Origin of the sequence: Mycobacterium sp. 1274761.0 (genome assembly GCF_001668615.1) — a bacterium.
Classification (GTDB): Bacteria; Actinomycetota; Actinomycetes; order Mycobacteriales; family Mycobacteriaceae; genus Mycobacterium.
The window spans coordinates 1-18,258 of sequence record NZ_LZMC01000064.1 but is presented as its reverse complement, the minus strand read 5'-3'; the positions used below and the strand labels follow the sequence as shown (position 1 = coordinate 18,258).

Annotated in this window: 21 protein-coding genes; 13 read left to right on the top strand and 8 right to left on the bottom strand. The window is 66.9% G+C overall.

Translation table 11 applies throughout. The features are described from left to right. Window positions 1–80: 80 nt before the first annotated feature. Complete coding sequence (gene fadD8 / locus A5651_RS14230) at window positions 81–1,682, bottom strand: fatty-acid--CoA ligase FadD8 (RefSeq protein ID WP_066981609.1); 1,602 nt, start codon at window positions 1,680–1,682, stop codon at window positions 81–83. 65 nt (window positions 1,683–1,747) lie between these two features. Here fadD8 and A5651_RS14225 point away from each other — a divergent pair, with 65 nt between their 5' ends. The 3 genes from A5651_RS14225 (at window position 1,748) to A5651_RS14215 (ending at window position 3,225) form a co-directional block, all read left to right on the top strand. After that, a complete protein-coding gene (locus A5651_RS14225) occupies window positions 1,748–1,999 on the top strand; it encodes a DUF3253 domain-containing protein (protein WP_255361813.1) in 252 nt (83 codons plus the stop codon). Window positions 2,000–2,166: 167 nt separating this feature from the next. Then, window positions 2,167–2,721 (top strand): hypothetical protein, encoded by a 555-nt coding sequence (locus A5651_RS25730; protein WP_197496618.1) that lies wholly within the window; start codon window positions 2,167–2,169, stop codon window positions 2,719–2,721. Window positions 2,722–2,757: 36 nt separating this feature from the next. Beyond that, window positions 2,758–3,225: a hypothetical protein gene (locus A5651_RS14215; protein WP_066981603.1), complete on the top strand. Its 468-nt coding sequence runs from the start codon at window positions 2,758–2,760 to the stop codon at window positions 3,223–3,225. Window positions 3,226–3,311: 86 nt separating this feature from the next. Here A5651_RS14215 and A5651_RS14210 read toward each other — a convergent pair whose 3' ends face one another. Beyond that, on the bottom strand, window positions 3,312–3,776 hold the full coding sequence (locus A5651_RS14210) for a YciI family protein (protein ID WP_066981600.1): 465 nt from the start codon (window positions 3,774–3,776) through the stop codon (window positions 3,312–3,314). A gap of 194 nt (window positions 3,777–3,970) precedes the next feature. Between A5651_RS14210 and A5651_RS26310 the strand changes: the two genes are divergently transcribed. The 3 genes from A5651_RS26310 to A5651_RS14195 all read left to right on the top strand — a co-directional run bounded on the left by A5651_RS26310 (window position 3,971) and on the right by A5651_RS14195 (window position 7,346). Then, complete coding sequence (locus A5651_RS26310) at window positions 3,971–4,660, top strand: hypothetical protein (RefSeq protein ID WP_066981597.1); 690 nt, start codon at window positions 3,971–3,973, stop codon at window positions 4,658–4,660. A 101-nt stretch (window positions 4,661–4,761) separates the two neighbouring features. After that, window positions 4,762–6,363: an amidohydrolase gene (locus A5651_RS14200; protein ID WP_066981593.1), complete on the top strand. Its 1,602-nt coding sequence runs from the start codon at window positions 4,762–4,764 to the stop codon at window positions 6,361–6,363. Then, window positions 6,360–7,346 carry an o-succinylbenzoate synthase gene (locus tag A5651_RS14195; protein WP_197496620.1) on the top strand — a complete coding sequence of 329 codons (987 nt, stop codon included), beginning with the start codon at window positions 6,360–6,362 and terminating at the stop codon, window positions 7,344–7,346. Before A5651_RS14200 ends, A5651_RS14195 begins: the two co-directional genes overlap by 4 nt. On the opposite strand, the gene A5651_RS14190 is transcribed toward A5651_RS14195, so the two are convergent. Genes A5651_RS14190 through A5651_RS14180 form a run of 3 tightly spaced genes read right to left on the bottom strand, consistent with a single transcriptional unit; the run spans window position 7,317 to window position 8,649 of the window. After that, window positions 7,317–7,565 (bottom strand): hypothetical protein, encoded by a 249-nt coding sequence (locus A5651_RS14190; protein ID WP_156662909.1) that lies wholly within the window; start codon window positions 7,563–7,565, stop codon window positions 7,317–7,319. The genes A5651_RS14195 and A5651_RS14190 overlap by 30 nt on opposite strands. A 2-nt stretch (window positions 7,566–7,567) precedes the next feature. After that, on the bottom strand, window positions 7,568–8,428 hold the full coding sequence (locus A5651_RS14185) for an oxygenase MpaB family protein (RefSeq protein ID WP_066981589.1): 861 nt from the start codon (window positions 8,426–8,428) through the stop codon (window positions 7,568–7,570). After that, the gene (locus tag A5651_RS14180; protein ID WP_066981587.1) at window positions 8,425–8,649 is read right to left on the bottom strand and encodes a hypothetical protein; all 225 of its coding nucleotides are present in this window, start codon (window positions 8,647–8,649) and stop codon (window positions 8,425–8,427) included. The genes A5651_RS14185 and A5651_RS14180 overlap by 4 nt, the downstream gene beginning before the upstream one ends. Window positions 8,650–8,772: 123 nt before the next feature. Here A5651_RS14180 and A5651_RS14175 point away from each other — a divergent pair, with 123 nt between their 5' ends. Genes A5651_RS14175 through A5651_RS14155 form a run of 5 tightly spaced genes read left to right on the top strand, consistent with a single transcriptional unit; the run spans window position 8,773 to window position 13,541 of the window. Further along, a complete protein-coding gene (locus tag A5651_RS14175; RefSeq protein WP_066981583.1) occupies window positions 8,773–9,741 on the top strand; it encodes a GlxA family transcriptional regulator in 969 nt (322 codons plus the stop codon). 10 nt (window positions 9,742–9,751) lie between these two features. Further along, window positions 9,752–10,504 (top strand): DJ-1/PfpI family protein, encoded by a 753-nt coding sequence (locus tag A5651_RS14170; RefSeq protein ID WP_066981580.1) that lies wholly within the window; start codon window positions 9,752–9,754, stop codon window positions 10,502–10,504. A gap of 56 nt (window positions 10,505–10,560) precedes the next feature. Then, window positions 10,561–11,337, top strand: coding sequence for an alpha/beta fold hydrolase (locus A5651_RS14165; protein ID WP_066981576.1), 777 nt, complete (start codon window positions 10,561–10,563; stop codon window positions 11,335–11,337). A gap of 9 nt (window positions 11,338–11,346) precedes the next feature. Further along, complete coding sequence (menD, locus tag A5651_RS14160) at window positions 11,347–13,014, top strand: 2-succinyl-5-enolpyruvyl-6-hydroxy-3-cyclohexene-1-carboxylic-acid synthase (protein ID WP_066981572.1); 1,668 nt, start codon at window positions 11,347–11,349, stop codon at window positions 13,012–13,014. Continuing rightward, complete coding sequence (locus tag A5651_RS14155) at window positions 13,011–13,541, top strand: DUF3592 domain-containing protein (RefSeq protein ID WP_066981569.1); 531 nt, start codon at window positions 13,011–13,013, stop codon at window positions 13,539–13,541. Before menD ends, A5651_RS14155 begins: the two co-directional genes overlap by 4 nt. On the opposite strand, the gene A5651_RS14150 is transcribed toward A5651_RS14155, so the two are convergent. Continuing rightward, window positions 13,499–14,206, bottom strand: a complete 708-nt coding sequence (locus tag A5651_RS14150) for a thioredoxin domain-containing protein (RefSeq protein WP_066981566.1) — start codon at window positions 14,204–14,206, stop codon at window positions 13,499–13,501. The genes A5651_RS14155 and A5651_RS14150 overlap by 43 nt on opposite strands. A 132-nt stretch (window positions 14,207–14,338) precedes the next feature. Between A5651_RS14150 and A5651_RS14145 the strand changes: the two genes are divergently transcribed. Next, window positions 14,339–15,466: a glycosyltransferase family 1 protein gene (locus A5651_RS14145; RefSeq protein ID WP_066981563.1), complete on the top strand. Its 1,128-nt coding sequence runs from the start codon at window positions 14,339–14,341 to the stop codon at window positions 15,464–15,466. Window positions 15,467–15,470: 4 nt separating this feature from the next. On the opposite strand, the gene A5651_RS14140 is transcribed toward A5651_RS14145, so the two are convergent. Continuing rightward, a complete protein-coding gene (locus A5651_RS14140; protein WP_066981724.1) occupies window positions 15,471–16,424 on the bottom strand; it encodes an esterase family protein in 954 nt (317 codons plus the stop codon). Window positions 16,425–16,622: 198 nt separating this feature from the next. Beyond that, window positions 16,623–17,447: an SDR family oxidoreductase gene (locus A5651_RS14135; RefSeq protein WP_066981559.1), complete on the bottom strand. Its 825-nt coding sequence runs from the start codon at window positions 17,445–17,447 to the stop codon at window positions 16,623–16,625. 70 nt (window positions 17,448–17,517) lie between these two features. Here A5651_RS14135 and A5651_RS14130 point away from each other — a divergent pair, with 70 nt between their 5' ends. After that, window positions 17,518–18,210 (top strand): demethylmenaquinone methyltransferase, encoded by a 693-nt coding sequence (locus A5651_RS14130; protein ID WP_066981721.1) that lies wholly within the window; start codon window positions 17,518–17,520, stop codon window positions 18,208–18,210. Window positions 18,211–18,258: the final 48 nt, after the last annotated feature.

Genomic DNA, 18,258 nt, shown 5'->3' with positions numbered 1-18,258 from the left:
CAGCCGACGGTACTGAATTTGTCGGCTCAGCCGACGGTGCCGAATTTGTCGGCTCAGCCGACGGTGCCGAATTTGTCGGCTCAGCCGACGGCTCGCTCTGCGCCTTCCCAGAACTGCGCCCGCACGGCCTTCTTGTCGGGCTTGCCCAGCGCGGTGACGGGCACAGAGTCGACGACGATCACCTGCTTGGGCGACTGCACTGAACCCTTGCGCTCTTTGACCGCGGCCTGGATCTCTGCCGTCACCTTCGCGATGGACTCGTCGTCACTGGGAACGTCGGGCCGCAGCACGATGACCGCGGTCACCGCCTCGCCCCACTTTTCGTCCGGTGTGCCGATCACGCAGACCTGCGCGACCGAAGGGTGTTCGGCGACAACGTCTTCCACCTCGCGCGGGAACACGTTGAATCCGCCGGTGACAATCATGTCCTTGGTCCGGTCGACGATGTACCAGAAGCCGTCCTCGTCTTCGCGGGCCAGATCACCGGTGTGCATCCAGCCGTCCCGGAACGTCTCCGCCGTCGCCTCGGGCTTGTTCCAGTAGCCGCCGGACACCAGCGGACCGCTGACGCATATCTCGCCGACTTCGCCCTGCGGCACCGGGTTGCCGTCGGTGTCGAGCAGCGCAGTCCGGCAGAACACCGTCGGCCGCCCGCACGACGTCAACCGCTTCTCGTCGTGATCCTTCTTCGACAGGTAGGTGATCACCATCGGCGCCTCGGACTGCCCGTAGTACTGCGCGAAGATCGGGCCGAAGCGGTCGATCGCCTCCTTCAACCGCACCGGGTTCATCGCCGATGCGCCGTAGTACACGGTCTCCAGCGACGACAGGTCGCGGGTGTGGCTGTCAGGATGGTCCATCAACGCGTAGATCATCGACGGCACCAGCATCGTCGCTGTGATCCTCTGCTCTTCGATCGTGCGCAGCACCTCGGCCGGATCGAACTTCGTCAGCACCACCAGCTCGCCGCCCTTGATGATGGTCGGCACGAAAAACGCCGCACCCGCATGCGACAGCGGGGTGCACATCAGGAACTTCGGGCGTTCCGGCCACTCCCACTCGGCGAGCTGGATCGTCGTCATCGTCGTGATCGACTGCACGGTGCCGATCACACCCTTGGGCTTGCCGGTCGTCCCGCCGGTGTAGGCCATGCCGCCGATGTGATCCGGCGGCAGGTCGGCGGCCACCAACGGTTGCGGCTCATACTTCGCGGCCTCAGCGGTCAGGTCGACGGCGACATCCGCCAACTCCGACGGCACCGGCCCGATCGTCAGGACCTGCTTCAGCCCAGGCACCTTCTCCAGCAGACCCTTGGCCCGCTCGACGAACATCGGGTTGGGGTCAATGATCAGCGAGGTGACGCCTGCATCGTTGAGGACGTACGCGTGGTCGTCGAGCGAGCCGAGAGGGTGTAGTGCCGTGCGGCGGTAGCCCTGTGTCTGGCCGGCGCCGATGATCATCAACACCTCGGGCCGGTTGAGCGACAGCAGACCGGTGGCGCTGCCGGTCCCTGCGCCCAGTGCCTCGAAGGCCTGAATGTACTGGCTGATGCGGTCGGCCAGCTCGCCACCGGTCAGCGTGGTGTCACCGAGGAACAGCACCGGCTTGTCCTTGTTGCGCTTCAGCGCGCCGACGGTGAGGTGCCCGGAATGAATGGGATGACGCAGCAGTGAGTCGGTCATGCAAACAGATTAGAACGTGTTACAGAAATGGTTTCAAGGGCCGGTGGATCGGGGTTCTCATAGTCGTGACAGATCAGCGGCTGCGGGAGATGATCCTGCGGCTGGCCCAGGAGCGCGGGCCAGCCAAAAGCATCTGCCCATCCGACGCGGCGCGTGCCGTCGGCGGTGAGAGCTGGCGCGACTTGATGGATCAAGCCCGGGACGTCGCACGCGAACTGGCGCGACAGGGCGACGTCGAAATCACCCAGGGCGGCGCCGTGCTCGACGCGGACGCCGCGTGGCGCGGACCCATCCGCATCCGCATCCGCGAGCAGTGACGCGGCGTGGCCCGTGGAGAGATTTCGTCGAACGCACCTCCGATGTGAATTCACGCGTTAGCGTGCCAGTTGCGGCACCCCTTCGCGTGAGACCTTTGACCAATTAGCTTTAGCGTCAATAACTTTGGAGCGACCGCGTCGCTCGAGGCGGCATAGAGGAGCGATAGATGACGGGGACGATGTGCCGCGCGGTGGCGAGGAGTGCGGTGGCCGCGGCAGTTGCGCTGATCGCCGCCTGGGGGCCGGGTGCTCAGTCAAACGCCGCGCCTGTCCCGATTAGATTGCCCGTTCCACTTCAGGCTCCCACTGGCCCGGATGACCCAGAGTGCATCCAAGAGCCGACGAATCCGGCGTGTCAGGGCGGTCCGTATGCGCCTGCGGCGCTTCCCGCCGGCACGGGCATTCCCACTGGCCCAGACGACACCGCGTGCATAAGCCAGCCGGCCAACCCGGTCTGTGCCGGAGGCCCTTACGCGCTACCGACACCGCCTCCTGCGCCACCGCCACCACCGGTCGCAGCGCCACCGATGGCGCCGATCGCACCGGCGCCGGTCGCAGCGCCACCGATGGCGCCGATCGCACCGCCACCGATGGCGCCGGTCGCACCGCCACCTATGGGCGGACTGGGTGGTATGGGCGGCGGGCCTCACATCGGCGGTATCGGCGGGATCGGCGGAGCCGCCCACATCGGTGGGATGGGCGGAATGCCCGGACACATATAACGAGCCGACGAATCCAGCGTCAACGAGAGGACTGGCATGACCATGATTCGCGAGCTGAGCGCGGCGTTCGTCATCGCAGCCGGCGCGGCGATCGGGACGGCAGTCCCCGCTTGGGCCGGCGGGCCTCCCGATTCCGCGGCGCCAGAGTTGAGCGGCACCTACAGCTACCAGTCCGACACCGGCAGGCTCGCTACGTGGTCGATCACGCCCTGCGGGCTCGGGTGCGCCGACGTCGCCGTCACACCCGTCACTGACCCGAGGGTCGCACCGTACGGCGGACGCGCGCAGCTCGCCGGCGGACAGTGGAACATGACGGTCCAAACAGCTCAGGCGGTCCGCTGCAAGCCGCCAAATGACATCGTCACCATCCCAGGCGAAGTTGCCTTCTCCTTCGACGCCGCGACATTGACCGGCACCGCCGTCAACACTCAGGCTGCCGACGGCTGTGGCGACCCAGCCGGGGCGAGCTACCAAGGCAGCTTCACCCTGACCAAGGTCGGCTAGGCGGTCCTCAGCCGCCGAACCTGAAGCTTCTGCAGCCGAATCAGGAGCAGCCGTCTGTGCGAAGATTCAGATTTGCGGCTCGCTCCTCAGGTGAGCCTGTCAGCGTCCGCACGCGCCCGTGCCGCGATCTTTTCGGCGAGCTCGGCCTTCCACCGGATCTCCTTCTGCACCCACGGGTTGTCCAGGGGGAACTCCTCGGTATCCGAGACCCGCCGCACCTCGACCTTGACGCCCTTGCCGAGCGGGATTCGCTGGGCCCACTGCTTGGCCTCCTCGATCGAGGAGACGTCAATGATCCAGAAGCCGTTGAACAACTCCTTGGCTTCGGTGTACGGACCGTCGGTGACGACAGGCGGGTCGGAGTTGAAGTCGACGACGAAACCCTCCTCGGGCCCGGTCAGACCCTCGCCGGCCAGCAGCACGCCGGCCTTGATGAGCTCCTCGTTGAAGCGGCCCATCTGCTCGAAGACCTGGTCGAAGTCGATGTTGGCCTCTGCCATCGCGGCCTCGGCCTCGGGGGTGGACCGCATGATCATCATGTAGCGCGACATTGTGTTTCGTCTCCTTCGATCGGTGGTGAAGGGGCGCGTCCATCGTGCCCCCGTTGACACGTCGAGCGGCACCGAGTCCGAATCGACACCCGCCGCGAAAAAGTTTCCAAAAACATCTCCAAAAAGTGTGCGATTGCCCGCTGCCCATCGCTCCTACCCGTGAGAGCAGCACAAACCGCCACGAGGGAGAGATCATGAACAGCTACTACGGCCAGCCCAGCACCTACTACGCACCCGCTCCGCAGCCCCAATACGTTGCCGTGCCTGCCGCCCCCCAGAACTCGGGCGTCAAGGTGGCGGCCGGTGCACTGGCGCTGCTCGCCGTAGGTATCGCCGCCTTCGCGATCGTGTTGGGCATGAAGCAGTCCAACGTCCAGACCACCAGCGCACAGAGCGCTCCGTCGACCGTCTTCAACATTCCGTCGGAAATCAGCATCCCGTCGCTGGGAGGATCCGCCTCGGCTGCGCCGGTTGTCGTAAACAACCCGGCCCCCCGCGTCATCACGGTCCCCGGCCAAGCGCCGGTCCAGCAGGCTCCGGTCCAGCAGGCCCCGGTTCAGCAGGCGCCCGTCGTGCAGGGCCAGCCCGACGACTCGATCAACACCACCGGTCAGGCCAAGATCGAGGAGCAGAAGATCGAGGAGCAGAAGAAGATCGACGAGCAGAAGAAGATCGACGAGCAGAAGAAGATAGACGACGCGAAGAAGGCCAAGGATCTGAAGGCCAACGCCGCGACGCTGCGTGAGCAGGCCAACCAGCTGCGCGTCAACGCGACACTGCAGCTCCCAGGCACCCAGGCCAGGCTCGACATGGAGAACCAGGCCGCTGCGCTCGAGGCACAAGCCGCGCAGATGGAGGCCGAGGCCACCGCGCTCGGCGGCTGAATCCGCCCGACGGAAATCTCTCAGTCCCAGCCAGGCCGCCACGGCCTGGGCTGGGCGCGTCGGTGGGCTGTACGGCGCGACATTCGGCGAAGATTGGCCGCGTGGCCACCGCACAGCTCGTCATCCACGGAACCCTGCTGACCGTCGACGACGCGCGCCCGACTGCCGAGGCGATGGCCGTCGCCGATGGCCGCATCACCGCCGTCGGCAGCCGCGCCGACGTCGAACCGCTGATCGGCTCCGACACCGAAATCCTCGACATCGGCGACGGCTGTGCGCTGCCCGGTCTGGTCGAAGCGCACGGGCATCCGTTAATGGAAGCGATCGTGCTGTCCGATCGCATGGTCGACATCCGGCCCGTCACGATCCGGGACCCGGACGACGTCGTCGCCGCCATCAAGGCCGAGGTAGCCAAGCGGGGAGCCGACGGCGCCTATCTCAACGGCTGGGACCCGCTGCTGCAGAACGGGCTTCCCGAGCCGACGCTGGACTGGCTCAACGGCATCGCGCCCGACAACCCGCTGGTGATCGTGCACAACTCCGGGCACAAGGCGTTCTTCAACTCCGCGGCCGCCGCGAACATCGGGCTGAACCGTGACTCGCCCGATCCCAAGGGCGCCCGGTACGGCCGGGACGCATCCGGAGGGCTGGACGGCACCGCCGAGGAGACCGGCGCCGTCTTCCCGTTGCTGGCCGGGGCAATTCAGCCCGGTGACTATCCGGCGATGCTGCTGGCCGAATGCGCCCGGCTCAACCGCGCGGGGTTGACGACGTGTTCGGAAATGGCCTTCGACCCGCTGTTCCGTCCGGTGCTCGACCAGCTGCGCGATCGGCTGACCGTCCGGCTGCGCACCTACGAGATGTCGACCGCGAAGTTGTCCACCGACGCATCGGTGGACAACGGCGACGACACCGTCCGGCAGGTCGGCATCAAGATCTGGGTCGACGGGTCACCGTGGATCGGCAACATCGACCTGTCGTTCCCCTATTTGGACACCGCGGCTACCCGCACCATCGGCGTGACGCCGGGCTCATGCGGGCATGCGAACTACACCCGCAAGCAGCTCACGGAAATCGTCGAGGCTTACTTTCCGCTCGGCTGGCAGATGGCGTGTCACGTGCAGGGCGACAAGGGCGTGGACACCATCCTCGACGTGTACGAGCAGATATTGAACAAGCACCCGCGCGCCGATCACCGGCTGCGGTTGGAGCACGTCGGCGCCATCTCCGACGAACAGCTCAGCCGCGCAGCCGATCTCGGGGTCACCTGCAGCATCTTCGTCGACCAGATCCACTACTGGGGCGACATCATCGTCGACGGGTTGTTCGGCCGCGAGCACGGATCCCGTTGGATGCCGTGCGGTTCCGCTGTCGGGACCGGCATGCGCATCTCGCTGCACAACGACCCGCCGGTCACCCCCGAGGAGCCGCTGCGAAACATCAGCGTGGCAGCTACCCGAATCGCACCGAGCGGACGGGTGCTCGGCGCTGAGCAGCGGTTGACCGTCGAGCAGGCCATCCGGGCGCAGACGATCGACGCGGCGTGGCAGTTGTTCAGCGACGACGTGATCGGCTCGCTGGAAGTCGGCAAGTATGCGGATTTCGTTGTGCTGTCCGCGGATCCGCGCGCGGTGCCGGCCGAGCAGATCGCCGATCTCGAAGTCCGTGCCACATATATGGCGGGCCGGCGGGTTTACGGATAATCGACGCTGTGCCGCCCGTAACGGACGTCCTCGACCGTCTGCATGTCGTGTCCCTGCCGATGCGGGTGAGGTTCCGCGGCATCACGGTCCGCGAACTCGCACTGATCGAAGGCCCCGCCGGCTGGGGCGAATTCGGTGCATTCCTCGAGTACCCGCCGGCTGAAGCGGCGTCCTGGCTGGCCGCTGCGATCGAGGCGGCCTACGTCGCGCCGCCGCCCATCGTGCGCGATGCCATCCCGATCAACGCGACCGTTCCTGCTGTGCCCGCCGCGCAGGTGCCCGATGTGCTGGCCCGGTTTCCCGGCGCGCACACCGCCAAGGTGAAGGTCGCCGAGCAGGCCCAGACGCTCGCCGACGACGTGGCCCGCGTCAACGCCGTCCGCGAACATGTGCGCGCGGTGCGGGTCGACGCGAACGGCGGATGGAGCGTCGGCGAGGCGGCGAGGGCGGCCGCTGCGTTGACCGCCGACGGACCGCTGGAGTATCTGGAGCAGCCCTGCGCGACCGTTCCGGAACTGGCCGAGCTGCGGCGCTTGGTGGACGTGCCGATCGCGGCCGACGAAAGCATCCGCAAGGCCGACGACCCGCTGCATGTCGTGCGCTCCGGAGCCGCCGATATCGCCGTACTGAAGGTCGCCCCACTGGGCGGCGTCGCGACGTTGCTGCAGATCGCCGGGCAGATCGACATTCCTGTGGTGGTGTCCAGCGCACTGGACTCCGCGGTCGGCATCGGACGGGGACTGTTGGCCGCGGGCGCGCTGCCGCGACTGCAACACGCCTGCGGGCTGGGCACTGGGGGACTGTTCGTCGACGACGTGGCCGAACCGCTGATACCGGTCGACGGTTATCTGCCCGCGTCGGCGGTCGTCCCCGACCCGGCCAGGATTGCCGCACTCGCGGCACGGCCCGATCGCCGGCAGTGGTGGATCGACCGGGTCGAGGCCTGTTATGCGTCAGGGCGCGCAGATCTCATGGCCGAATAGCAGAAACGGCCAAGCAGCCGACGAGGCACCGAACGCCACCAATTCCGATCCTGCCGGAAGCTTGGTCTCCCACTGGGTTCCGATACGGGAGACATCGTCGGCGTTGAAAAAGGTCCACGCGATGCCGATGGCCAGATAGGGAATCGCGATCCACATCGCGAACTCGAGCATCGCCGCGATGCTCACCTTCCGGCTCAACAGCCACCGCAGTCGCGTCACCGTTACACCAAGCTGCTGTGCGTGCGGGCCCGCCTGCGCACGTCGGCGAGGACAAGAAAGCTGCCGCCCTGGCGGATGAACACCGGCAGGAATCGGTTGACGAAAGCCACCAGCAGGAACAACCATTCGAAAAGCCGCTGCCTGCCTGCGCCCCACCGCACACCGAGCGCGTCACGAAACACCGGAGCGAGGAAACCGACGGTGAGGAACTTCAACAGTGGCCGAAACGGTAGTCCGAGAAGGGGACTGATCATCCGAAGGTTGACCAACTCCATCAGGTAGGCGCGCACCGGCTCGTCGATGGTGACCTGCTTGCACGCATCATCCCAGTAGGCGTCGAACTCAGCGCGGGTCGCCGGCCACTGGTCCTCGGTCACCTGCAACGTCGTGCCCAACGGCCACGCCGACCGGTACAACTGCTCGGCTTGCTGCGGCGTCATCTCGCCGCGCAGCAACATATACGTGTCCTCGAGACCCACGAAAAGGCAGGCCGCCACCCACATCTGGAGATCGCGGTCGAACGCGTTGTAACGCACGGGGCTCGCGGGCGTGGAGACCACCTGCCTGTGCGCGCCGTCGACTGCAGCGCGGAAGGCCGCTCGGTCGCTCTCGTTGCCGAACACCGCGACCGCGAGATACTGCGACGTGGTCCGCAGCCGCTTCCACGGGTGCTTGAGGATGCTGCCGGAATCAACCTTGCTCTCCACGACGCCGTAGCCGACGCCAGGGCGGGCCAGCTGCATCACCACGTTGGCCGCGGCGCCGGCGAACGACCAGAAGTCCATGGCGTCCTTCACCGAGACCTCGGCGTCGGGGTCCCAGCGGGCGGTCCGTCTGGTGATCGAGATGCGGTTACCGGTCATGCCATGCACACATCAGAAAACAGGAGCACGGGCCAGCTCACGATTGAGCCGAGCAGTGACACGACGCGGTCGGCACCGCTCATGTCGGCCAGATGATCGGTGTGGGTAAATGACCATATGGCGCCGATGATCAGGTAGGGGATACCGGCGAGGATGGCCGTTCCGATCCATTCGGCGATCGTCATCTCGAATTCGAAGAACTTGCGTAACGTGGCGGGCACATCAGCTATGTTAATGACCGTTCCGCGATGTTCAGGCTGTTCGATGGCATCTGACGCGGATGTCCTGATTTGTGGGATACATGGCGTAGACGACATTGCGCCCGGTGGCGAACACTATGGTGCATGACGCGGTCCGTGGTGATCCTGGGCTATCCCGGGGTTCAGGCGCTCGACATGGTGGGGCCGTTCGATGTCTTCACCAGCGCGACGCTGAGCCTGGCCGCCAAGGGCCGATCGGACGACGGGTACGACGTGACGATCGCGTCGGCCGGGGGAGAGCCGGTCACCACCGGAACAGGACTGGTGCTGGTTGCCCGCCCGCTTCCCGACCCGCACGACGGCATCGACACCGTGGTGCTGCCCGGCGGGTGGGGACTCGATGAGGTCCGCAAGAACCCCGACATCGTCGACTGGGTCAAGGCCGTCGCAGGCAGCGCGCGCCGCGTCGTCAGCGTCTGCACCGGCGCCTTCCTGGCCGCGGAGGCGGGCCTGCTGGACGGCTGCCGGGCGACCACCCATTGGGCGTTCGCCGATGATCTCGCTCGCGAATTCCCAACTGTTGCAGTCGATCCCGATCCTATTTTCGTGCGTAGCTCGCCGACGGTATGGACGGCGGCCGGTGTCACGGCCGGCATCGACCTGGCGCTGTCGCTCGTCGAGGAGGATCACGGCACCGACATCGCGCAGACAATCGCCCGCTACTTGGTGCTGTACCTGCGGCGGCCCGGCGGGCAGAGCCAGTTCGCCGCACCGGTGTGGATGCCGAGGGCGAACCGTCCGACGATCCGGGCCGTGCAGGAAGTTATCGAGGCCGAACCCGGTGCCGCGCACACTATCTCGGATCTGGCCCGCCGCGCCGCGATGAGCCCGCGACACTTCACCAGGGTCTTCACTGACGAGGTCGGCGAAGCACCGGGGGCCTACGTCGACCGCATCCGCACCGAGGCCGCCCGCAGACAACTCGAGGAGACCGACGACACCGTCAGCGCCATCGCCGCGCGGTGCGGTTTCGGCACCGCAGAAACCATGCGCCGCAATTTCATCCGACGACTGGGTGTTTCACCCGACCATTACCGCAAGACGTTCGCCTAGAGGAGGAATCATGCAGATCGCGATCGTGCTGTACCCCGGCTTCACCGCACTGGATTTCATCGGCCCGTATGAATGCCTGCGATGGCTGCCCGACGCCGAGGTGCGCTTCGTCTGGCACCAGCCGGGCCCGATCACCGCCGACTCGGGTGTGTTGCTCGTCGGCGCCACCCATTCGTTCGACGAAACACCGTCTCCCGACATCATTCTCATTCCGGGCGGCATGACGTCGCTGGAACATGCCCGCGACGAGAAGGTGCTCGAATGGCTGCGCCGCACGCATCAAACCGCTACGTGGACGACGTCGGTGTGCTCGGGTTCGTTGCTGCTCGCCGCGGCCGGCCTGCTCGAAGGCAAGCGTGCCACGTCGCACTGGGCGGCGCTGACAGCGTTGAAGGCCCTGGGCGTCACACCCGTCGGGGACCAGCGCATCGTCGTCGCCGACGACACGCACAAGATCGTGACCGCCGCCGGCGTGTCGGCGGGCATCGACCTCGGGCTGTGGCTCGTCGGTCAGATCAGCGGCGAGGGCCGCGCCAAGGCGATCCAGCTGTCGATGGAGTACGACCCGCAGCCGCCTTTCGACTCCGGTCACATGTCGAAGGCGTCGGCGGCCACCAAGGCGACGGCGACGGCGTTCATGTCGAAGGACCTGGTCAAGCCCAAGCAGCTCAAGGCCGCGACGGGCCTGCTGTGGGACCATGCGATCGACCGCGTGCGGGGCAGGCGTCGCAAGGGCCGCGCCCGCGATGCGGTTTCGGCGTGACTGGCTGCGCCGCGCGCAACTGAGCACGCCGAAGCCACTCGCGTAGCCTCGGCTGCGTGAATCTGGCTTTCGAGGACCACGGCTCCGGCGAACCGGTGCTGTTCATCGCCGGCCGAGGCGGCGCTGGGCGCACCTGGCACCTTCACCAGGTGCCCGAGTTCCAGCGGGCGGGCTATCGCACCATCACGTTCGACAACCGGGGGATCGGCGCCACCGAGCAAGCCTCCGATTTCGGCATCGAGCAGATGGTCGCCGACACCGCCGCGTTGATCGAGAAGCTCGACGCCGCGCCCGCCCGCATCGTGTCGGTGTCGATGGGCTCGTTCATCGCCCAGGAGTTGATGCTGGCACGTCCGGAATTGGTCCGCTCGGCGGTGCTGATGGCCACCAGGGGCCGCCACGACCGCACCCGCGAATTCTTCCGCACCGCCGAACGCGAGCTCGCCGACTCCGGTATCGAGCTGCCTGCTTCCTACGACGCCAAGCTGCGGCTGGTGGAGAGCTTCTCGCCGAAGACGCTCAATGACGACAAAGCGGTGCGCGACTGGATCGACATGTTCACGATGTGGCCGTCGAAGTCGACGCCCGGCATGCGGGCGCAGCACGAGGTCGCCCCGCGCGAGAACCGGCTGCCGGCCTATCGGAGTATCGCCGCCCCGGTGCTTGTCATCGGGTTCAGCGACGACCTCGCGTTGCCGGCCCATCTCGGACGTGAGGTTGCCGACGCCATACCCAATGGCCGCTACCTGGAGATCCGTGATGCCGGCCACCTCGGCTTCCTGGAGAAGCCCAAGCAAGTCAACGCCGCGGCGCTCAATTTCTTCGCCGAATAGGCTGTAAGTGTGAACCCCTCGACGACACAGGCCCGTGTCGTCGTCGACGAACTGATTCGCGGCGGCGTCCGCGATGTCGTGCTCTGCCCCGGGTCCCGCAACGCGCCCTTGGCGTTCGCGCTGCACGATGCCGACCGTGCCGGCCGGCTCCGGCTTCACGTCCGCATCGACGAACGCACCGCCGGCTTCCTGGCGATCGGGCTCGCCGTGGCCGAGGGTGCGCCGGTATGCGTGGCGATGACGTCCGGCACCGCCGTGGCCAACCTCGGACCTGCGGTGGTGGAGGCCAACTACGCGCGTGTGCCGCTGATCGTGCTGTCGGCCAACCGGCCCTATGAGCTGCTGGGCACCGGTGCGAACCAGACGATGGAGCAGCTGGGCTACTTCGGCACGCAGATGCGGGCCAACATCAGCCTAGGACTCGCGCCCGAGTTGAAGGGTGCCGCGCCGGGTGAACTCGACACGTTCAACGCGCAGTGGCGGTCGGCGACGTGTCGAGTGTTGGTGGCGGCCACCGGTTCCCGCACCGCGAACGCCGGCCCGGTGCAGTTCGACATCCCGCTGCGCGAACCGCTGGTGCCCGACCGCGACAACGACCCGTCGGCCGTCTACGCACCGCCGGGGCGGCCCGGCGGCAAGCCGTGGACCTATACCCCGCCGGTGACGTTCGACCAGCCCGTCGACATCGACCTGACGCCGGACACTCTCGTCATTGCCGGGCACGGCGCGGGCGCGCACCCGAATCTTGCGGCGCTGCCCACCGTTGCCGAGCCCACCGCCCCTCCCGCCGAGAACCCGCTGCACCCGTTGGCCCTGCCGCTGCTGCGCCCCCAGCAGGTCATCATGCTGGGCCGCCCGACACTGCACCGACCGGTGTCGGCGCTGCTGGCCGACCCATCGGTGCCCGTGTACGCGCTGACCACCGGCCCGCGCTGGCCAGATGTGTCCGGAAACTCGCAGGCCACCGGCACCCGTGCGGTCACCGCCGGCGCGCCGAATCCGGCGTGGCTGCGCCGCTGTGCGGCGCTCAACAGGCAGGCCAACGAGGCGGTGCGCAGCCAGCTCAAGGCGCACCCGCTGACGACCGGGTTGCACGTCGCCGCCGCGGTCGCCGACTCGTTGCGCGAGGGCGACCAGTTGGTGCTCGGCGCTTCGAATCCGGTCCGCGACGCGGCGCTGGTAGGCCTCAACCCGCATGGCATCAAGGTCCGGTCCAACCGCGGCGTGGCCGGCATCGACGGGACGGTGTCGACCGCGATCGGGGCGGCGCTGGCCCACCAGGGGGCGGGTGGCGGGCGTGGGCTGAGCAGGACCATCGCGCTCATTGGCGACCTGACCTTCGTGCACGACAGCTCGGGCCTGTTGATCGGGCCGACCGAGCCGACGCCGCGGCAGCTGACGATCGTGGTGTCCAACGACAACGGCGGCGGCATCTTCGAACTTCTCGAGCAGGGCGACCCCCGGTTCTCCGACGTGTCGTCGCGCATCTTCGGCACCCCGCACGACGTCGACGTCGGTGCCCTGTGCCGCGCCTACCACGTCGACAGCAGGCAGATGGAGATCGACGATCTGGCGGACGCGTTGAGTGAGCCGTTCGACGGCATGCGGGTGCTGGAGGTGAAGGCCGACCGGTCGTCGTTGCGGGCGCTGCATGCGTCGATCAAGGCCGCGCTGTGATCGAACGGGTCAAACGGTTGGTGCGCACCATAATTCCGCACCTCTACGGCGAACCCGGCGAGACCCGCGCCGCGCGGATCTTCCGGCGGATGCGCATCGGCGTTGTGCTCGCCGCGTGTCTGGTGACGGTGCAGTCAATGCTGCTGGTGCTCGGCGCGTGGCGCAACGACCGCCAGATCGAAGCCCACATGGGTGTTGCCGCCGCCGAGGTGCTCAGCGCCGGCCCGCGGCGCTCGACCATCGAGTTCGTCACGCCCGACCGCGTCACCTATCGGCCCGAACTCGGTGTGCTCTATCCATCCGAATTGGACACGGGCATGCGGATTTACGTCGAATACGACAAGAACAACCCCGACCTCGTGCGGGTGCAGGACCGCAACGCGGCGCTGGCGATCATTCCCGCCGGATCCATCGCGGTGGTCGGCTGGCTCGTCGCGGCCGCGGCGTTGACGGGGCTGATGTTCTTCGAACGCAGGCTGACCCGTCAGGCCGAGTCCAACAGTTTGTCCAGCCAGTCTTTGTCCTGAAGGTTCACCTTCTCCTGGGTGCTGAGATCGTAAACCGTTGGTGTGCCGGTAGTTATCGGGTCGATACCGATCAATGCGCCGTAGTTGTAGGCGGCCATCTCGCCGATGCTGACGTTTTGGGCTTTGTCGCCGCTGGCGATCCTGTCCGCGACGTCGGCGGGCATCCCGGCGTCCTCGGCCATTTCGGCCATCTGCGCGTCGCTGGGCCCCGGGCCGCCGGGCTGTTGGTGGGCCCACAGGTCTTCGACGAAACGCTGAAACTCCGGGCCGGACGCCATGTTCGCTTCGTCGGTCTCCTCGGGCGCCCCGACGGCGAGGAACAACGCATTGGCCACCCGCGCCGAATGCTCGTCGGTGTTCGGAGTGTCCAGAAACGTCAGCGGCCGGTAGGTCACTGCGAGCTCACCGAGGTTTATCGAGCGTTCGATCTCCGCGCCGTAAGCGGCCTGCAGCTCCTCACAGTGGTCGCACTGCGGTTCGGTAAACAACTCGATCTGCACCGGCGCGTCGGGGTAGCCCGCGACGATGCCGTATCCGTCATCGCTGAGCGCAAGCGGCGGCTGTGTCGGATCCTGTGTCGCGGTGCCGGTGATCTGGTTCGTGCAACCGGCAACGCTCAGAACCAGGGCCGCCGTCAACGCCACCGCTGCGCGGGGAATTCGCATGTCAACCGCCCTTCCGTTGTGCGCAGAATACCCGTCCGGCGACGACGGTGGACTTGGCTTTCGGCACGAGAGTTTGCGTGTCGTATCCCCGGAGGCAACCTCGTCGACAGTCGCCAGTGCCACCATCGTGGTGTGCGCGTTGCGATCGTCGCAGAGTCCTTCCTCCCGAACGTCAACGGTGTCACCAACTCGGTGCTTCGGGTGATGGAGCACCTCCGCCACCATGGCCATGAAGTCCTCGTCATCGCCCCGGACACGCCGCGCGGCGAGGCTCCGGCCGATCGGGTCCACGACGGTGTGCGCATCCACCGGGTGCCGTCGCGGATGTTTCCGAAGATCACCTCGCTGCCGTTGGGTGTACCGCGGCCACGAATCGTCAAGGTGCTGCGGGGATTCGATCCCGACGTTGTCCACCTCGCGTCTCCGGCGTTGCTCGGCTGGGGTGGGATGCATGCCGCCCGCCGTCTCGGTGTCCCGACGGTGGCGATATTCCAGACCGACGTTGCCGGGTTCGCCGAGAGCTACGGCATCGGCTTCGCCGCGCGCGCTGCGTGGGCGTGGACCCGGATGGTGCACAGCCGCGTCGACCGGACGCTGGCGCCGTCCACCTCAGCAATGGAAAACCTTGTTGTGCACCGCATTCCCCGTGTCCACAAATGGGCGCGCGGTGTCGACATCGCCGGCTACGCGCCGTCGGCCCGTGATGAGCGGTTGCGCCGCCGCTGGTCACCCGCCGGCAAGCCGATCGTCGGCTTCGTCGGTCGGCTGGCACCCGAGAAGCATGTCGAGCGCCTCGCGGTGCTGGACCGCCGCGACGATCTTCAACTGGTGATCGTCGGCGACGGCGTGGACCGTGCAAAGCTCGAATCCATGCTGCCCTCAGCGGTTTTCACCGGAGCGCTGTACGATCAAGATCTTGCCGCCGCCTACGCCAGCATGGACATCTTCGTCCATCCCGGTGAGCATGAGACCTTCTGTCAGGCCGTGCAGGAGGCGATGGCGTCGGGCCTACCGGTCATCGCACCGGACGCCGGCGGACCGCGAGATCTGGTGGCGCCCATGCACACCGGTCTGCTCCTACCGGTGCGCGAGTTCGAAAACCGGCTGCCGACGTCGGTCGATCACCTGCTCGCCGAACGGCATCGCTACTCGGTGGCGGCCCGCCGCAGCGTGCTGGGCCGCACGTGGCCGGCGATCTGCGATGAGCTCATCGGCCACTACGAAGCGGTGCTGGGCACCCGCGGCGCCAAGGCCGCGTAGAACCTCAGGCGCCCAGCGTGCGCAGGATGTCCGGCTTCATCGCAGTGAGCTGGGCATTCCAATATCCCCAGCTGTGCGTTCCGTTCGGCGGGAAGTTGAACGTGGCATTGTGCCCGCCCGCCGCCGTGTAAGCGTTCTGGAAGGCGACGTTGCTTTCCTTTGTCAGCCCTTCCAAGAATGTCGCCGGGAGGTCCGCTCCGCCCAGCTCTGTCGGCGTGCCATTGCCGGTGTAGACCCACAGCCGCGTGCCGTTCGCGGCCAGCTTGCCTGCCTGAAGAGTCGGGTCGTTGCGCTGCCAGTCGGGTCCGCCGCCGGGCCCCCACATCGCGGTGGCGTCGAAACCGCCCGAATCACGCATTGCGAACCCGATCAACGTGGGCCAAACCCCCTGCGATGGGTTCAGGAACCCCGACAGGGATCCTGCGAAGCGGAACTGGTTCGGGTGATAGGCCGCGAGAATCAGCGCTGAGTTGCCCGACATCGACAGCCCGACGACCGCGTTTCCGCTCTGCGAGATGCCCTTGTTCGCCGCAAGGTATGCGGGCAGTTCGGAGGTCAAAAAGGTTTCCCACTGGTAGTTGAACGTGCCGCCGTTGCCCACCGCGGGTGCCTGCCAATTGGTGTAGAAGCTCGACATTCCGCCGACGGGCATGACAACGGACACCCCCGACTGATAGAAGGTCTCAAATGCGGGCGTCTCGATGTCCCATCCGTTGTTGTCGTCGCGGGCGCGCAGACCGTCGAGCAGGTAGAGAGCGTGTGGGCCGCCACCCTGGAACCGCACTGGAATATCGCGGCCCATCGAGGCTGACGGCACCATCAGGGTTTCCACCGGCAGCCCTGGCCGCGAGTATGCCGAGGCGGTCGGCGAACCGCCGGTAACCGCGATAAAGGCTGGTAGCAGGAGTGCCGCCAGCAGGCCGATGGTCAGCCGTCGGAGCCAGTTAGGGGTTGTCATGGTTCTGCTCATCTCTCGCCCGCAGACCGCGAGGCCCGCGCGTCCGGTGTATTTGTGGCATTGCCGGCGCGAAGCCGGGCAACCGGTAGGGAGCGCAGATGCTCTTCACGCCCACTGTTTTTTCGCACGACGCTCTATTCCCGTTAACGAGCGGTTGAAATCATCCGCGTTCGCCATATCCGGTCGGGCAGCGTTAGATCAGCCTTGAGCGAGCACCGAAACCGGCTGCCATTCCTCCCACGTCTTGATGCGGCTCTCGTAATCGGCCTTGGCCAGCGACAGCGGTAACTCCCCGAAGAACACCCGCAGCGGCGGCTCCGGCGCGTCCACCACCTTCAGGATGGCCGCCGCCGATGCCTTCGGGTCGCCGGGGTTGGCGGTGCGGGTGGCCCTGATGCGTTCGGCTTCCTCGTGCACCTCTTTGTAGTCGGGCAGCGGGGCCGAGCGCTTGGATGACGGGCCGGCCCAGTCGGTATCGAACCCGCCCGGCTCGATCAGCGTGACGTGGATGTTGAACGGCGCGACCTCTTGGGCCAGCGCCTGCGAGAAACCTTCGAGCGCCCACTTGGAGGCATGGTAGATGCCGACGTTCTGGAACGCGACGATGCCGCCGATCGACGACACCTGGATGATGTGCCCGCTGCGTTGGGCCCGCAGAAACGGCAGGGCGGCCTGAGTGACCCACAGTGCGCCGAAGACGTTGGTCTCGAGCTGGTCGCGGGCCTCCTGCTCGGTCAGCTCCTCGATGAAGCCGAAGTGGCCGTAGCCGGCGTTGTTGACCACGATGTCGAGCCTGCCGAAGTGGTCGTGTGCCTGCTTGACCGCGGCGAAGTCCGCCTCGCGGTCGGTGACGTCCAGCCGGATCGGCAGCAGCGCGTCGCCGTATTTCTCGACCAGGTCGGCCAGCGTCTTGGTGTCGCGAGCGGTCGCGGCGACCTTGTCGCCGCGCTCTAAGGCTGCAATCGCCCACTCCCGGCCGAAGCCACGTGATGTCCCGGTGATGAACCAAACTTTGTCTGCCATGACCCTTTAAATGCCCAACCACGCGGCTGCCATTCCCGCTGTACGGAAGACCACAGGTAGCGTCGCGGAGGTGAACAGGGCGTCGTTGGACAAGGACCCGCACGAGGTGGCGTCGATGTTCGACGCGGTCGCACGGCGCTACGACTTGACCAACACCGTGCTGTCGCTCGGGCAGGACCGGTTCTGGCGGCGCGCAACACGTTCGGCGCTGCGCATCGGAGCGGGTGACAAGGTGCTCGATCTCGCGGCGGGCACCGCGGTGTCGACAGTTGAGCTCGCGCGGTCTGGCGCGTGGTGTGTAGCGGCCGACTTCTCGGTCGGAATGCTCGCCGCGGGGGAGGGCAGGCAGGTGCCCAAGGTGGCCGGCGACGCGACGCGGTTGCCGTTCGACGACGAGGTGTTCGACGCGGTGACGATCAGCTTCGGGCTGCGCAACGTGGTTGATCACGCAGCGGGGCTGCGCGAGATGGCCCGGGTGACGCGACCGGGCGGACGGCTGGTGGTGTGCGAGTTCTCCACGCCGACCAATCGGCTGTTCGCCACCGTTTACAAGGAGTATCTGATGCAGGCGCTGCCGCGGGTCGCGCGGACGGTGTCGTCGAACCCGGACGCGTATGTCTATCTGGCCGAATCGATTCGGGCGTGGCCCGATCAGCCGACGCTCGCGCGGCAGATCGCCGACGCCGGTTGGTCGACGGTCCGCTGGCGCAACCTCACCGGCGGCATCGTCGCGCTGCACGCCGCCACCAAACCCGCTCGGTAACCCCCCTCCTTTGGCGCGAGCGTGCGTGTCTGCATACGACACGCCGCG

What these genes read in the sequence shown, in the direction of transcription:
- fadD8 (WP_066981609.1), bottom strand. Translation starts at nt 1,682, where the DNA reads ATGACCGACTCACTGCTGCGTCATCCCATTCATTCCGGGCACCTCACC.
- A5651_RS25730 (WP_197496618.1), top strand. Translation starts at nt 2,167, where the DNA reads ATGACGGGGACGATGTGCCGCGCGGTGGCGAGGAGTGCGGTGGCCGCG.
- A5651_RS14215 (WP_066981603.1), top strand. Translation starts at nt 2,758, where the DNA reads ATGACCATGATTCGCGAGCTGAGCGCGGCGTTCGTCATCGCAGCCGGC.
- A5651_RS14210 (WP_066981600.1), bottom strand. Translation starts at nt 3,776, where the DNA reads ATGTCGCGCTACATGATGATCATGCGGTCCACCCCCGAGGCCGAGGCC.
- A5651_RS26310 (WP_066981597.1), top strand. Translation starts at nt 3,971, where the DNA reads ATGAACAGCTACTACGGCCAGCCCAGCACCTACTACGCACCCGCTCCG.
- A5651_RS14185 (WP_066981589.1), bottom strand. Translation starts at nt 8,428, where the DNA reads ATGACCGGTAACCGCATCTCGATCACCAGACGGACCGCCCGCTGGGAC.
- A5651_RS14175 (WP_066981583.1), top strand. Translation starts at nt 8,773, where the DNA reads ATGACGCGGTCCGTGGTGATCCTGGGCTATCCCGGGGTTCAGGCGCTC.
- A5651_RS14170 (WP_066981580.1), top strand. Translation starts at nt 9,752, where the DNA reads ATGCAGATCGCGATCGTGCTGTACCCCGGCTTCACCGCACTGGATTTC.
- A5651_RS14150 (WP_066981566.1), bottom strand. Translation starts at nt 14,206, where the DNA reads ATGCGAATTCCCCGCGCAGCGGTGGCGTTGACGGCGGCCCTGGTTCTG.
- A5651_RS14140 (WP_066981724.1), bottom strand. Translation starts at nt 16,424, where the DNA reads ATGACAACCCCTAACTGGCTCCGACGGCTGACCATCGGCCTGCTGGCG.
- A5651_RS14135 (WP_066981559.1), bottom strand. Translation starts at nt 17,447, where the DNA reads ATGGCAGACAAAGTTTGGTTCATCACCGGGACATCACGTGGCTTCGGC.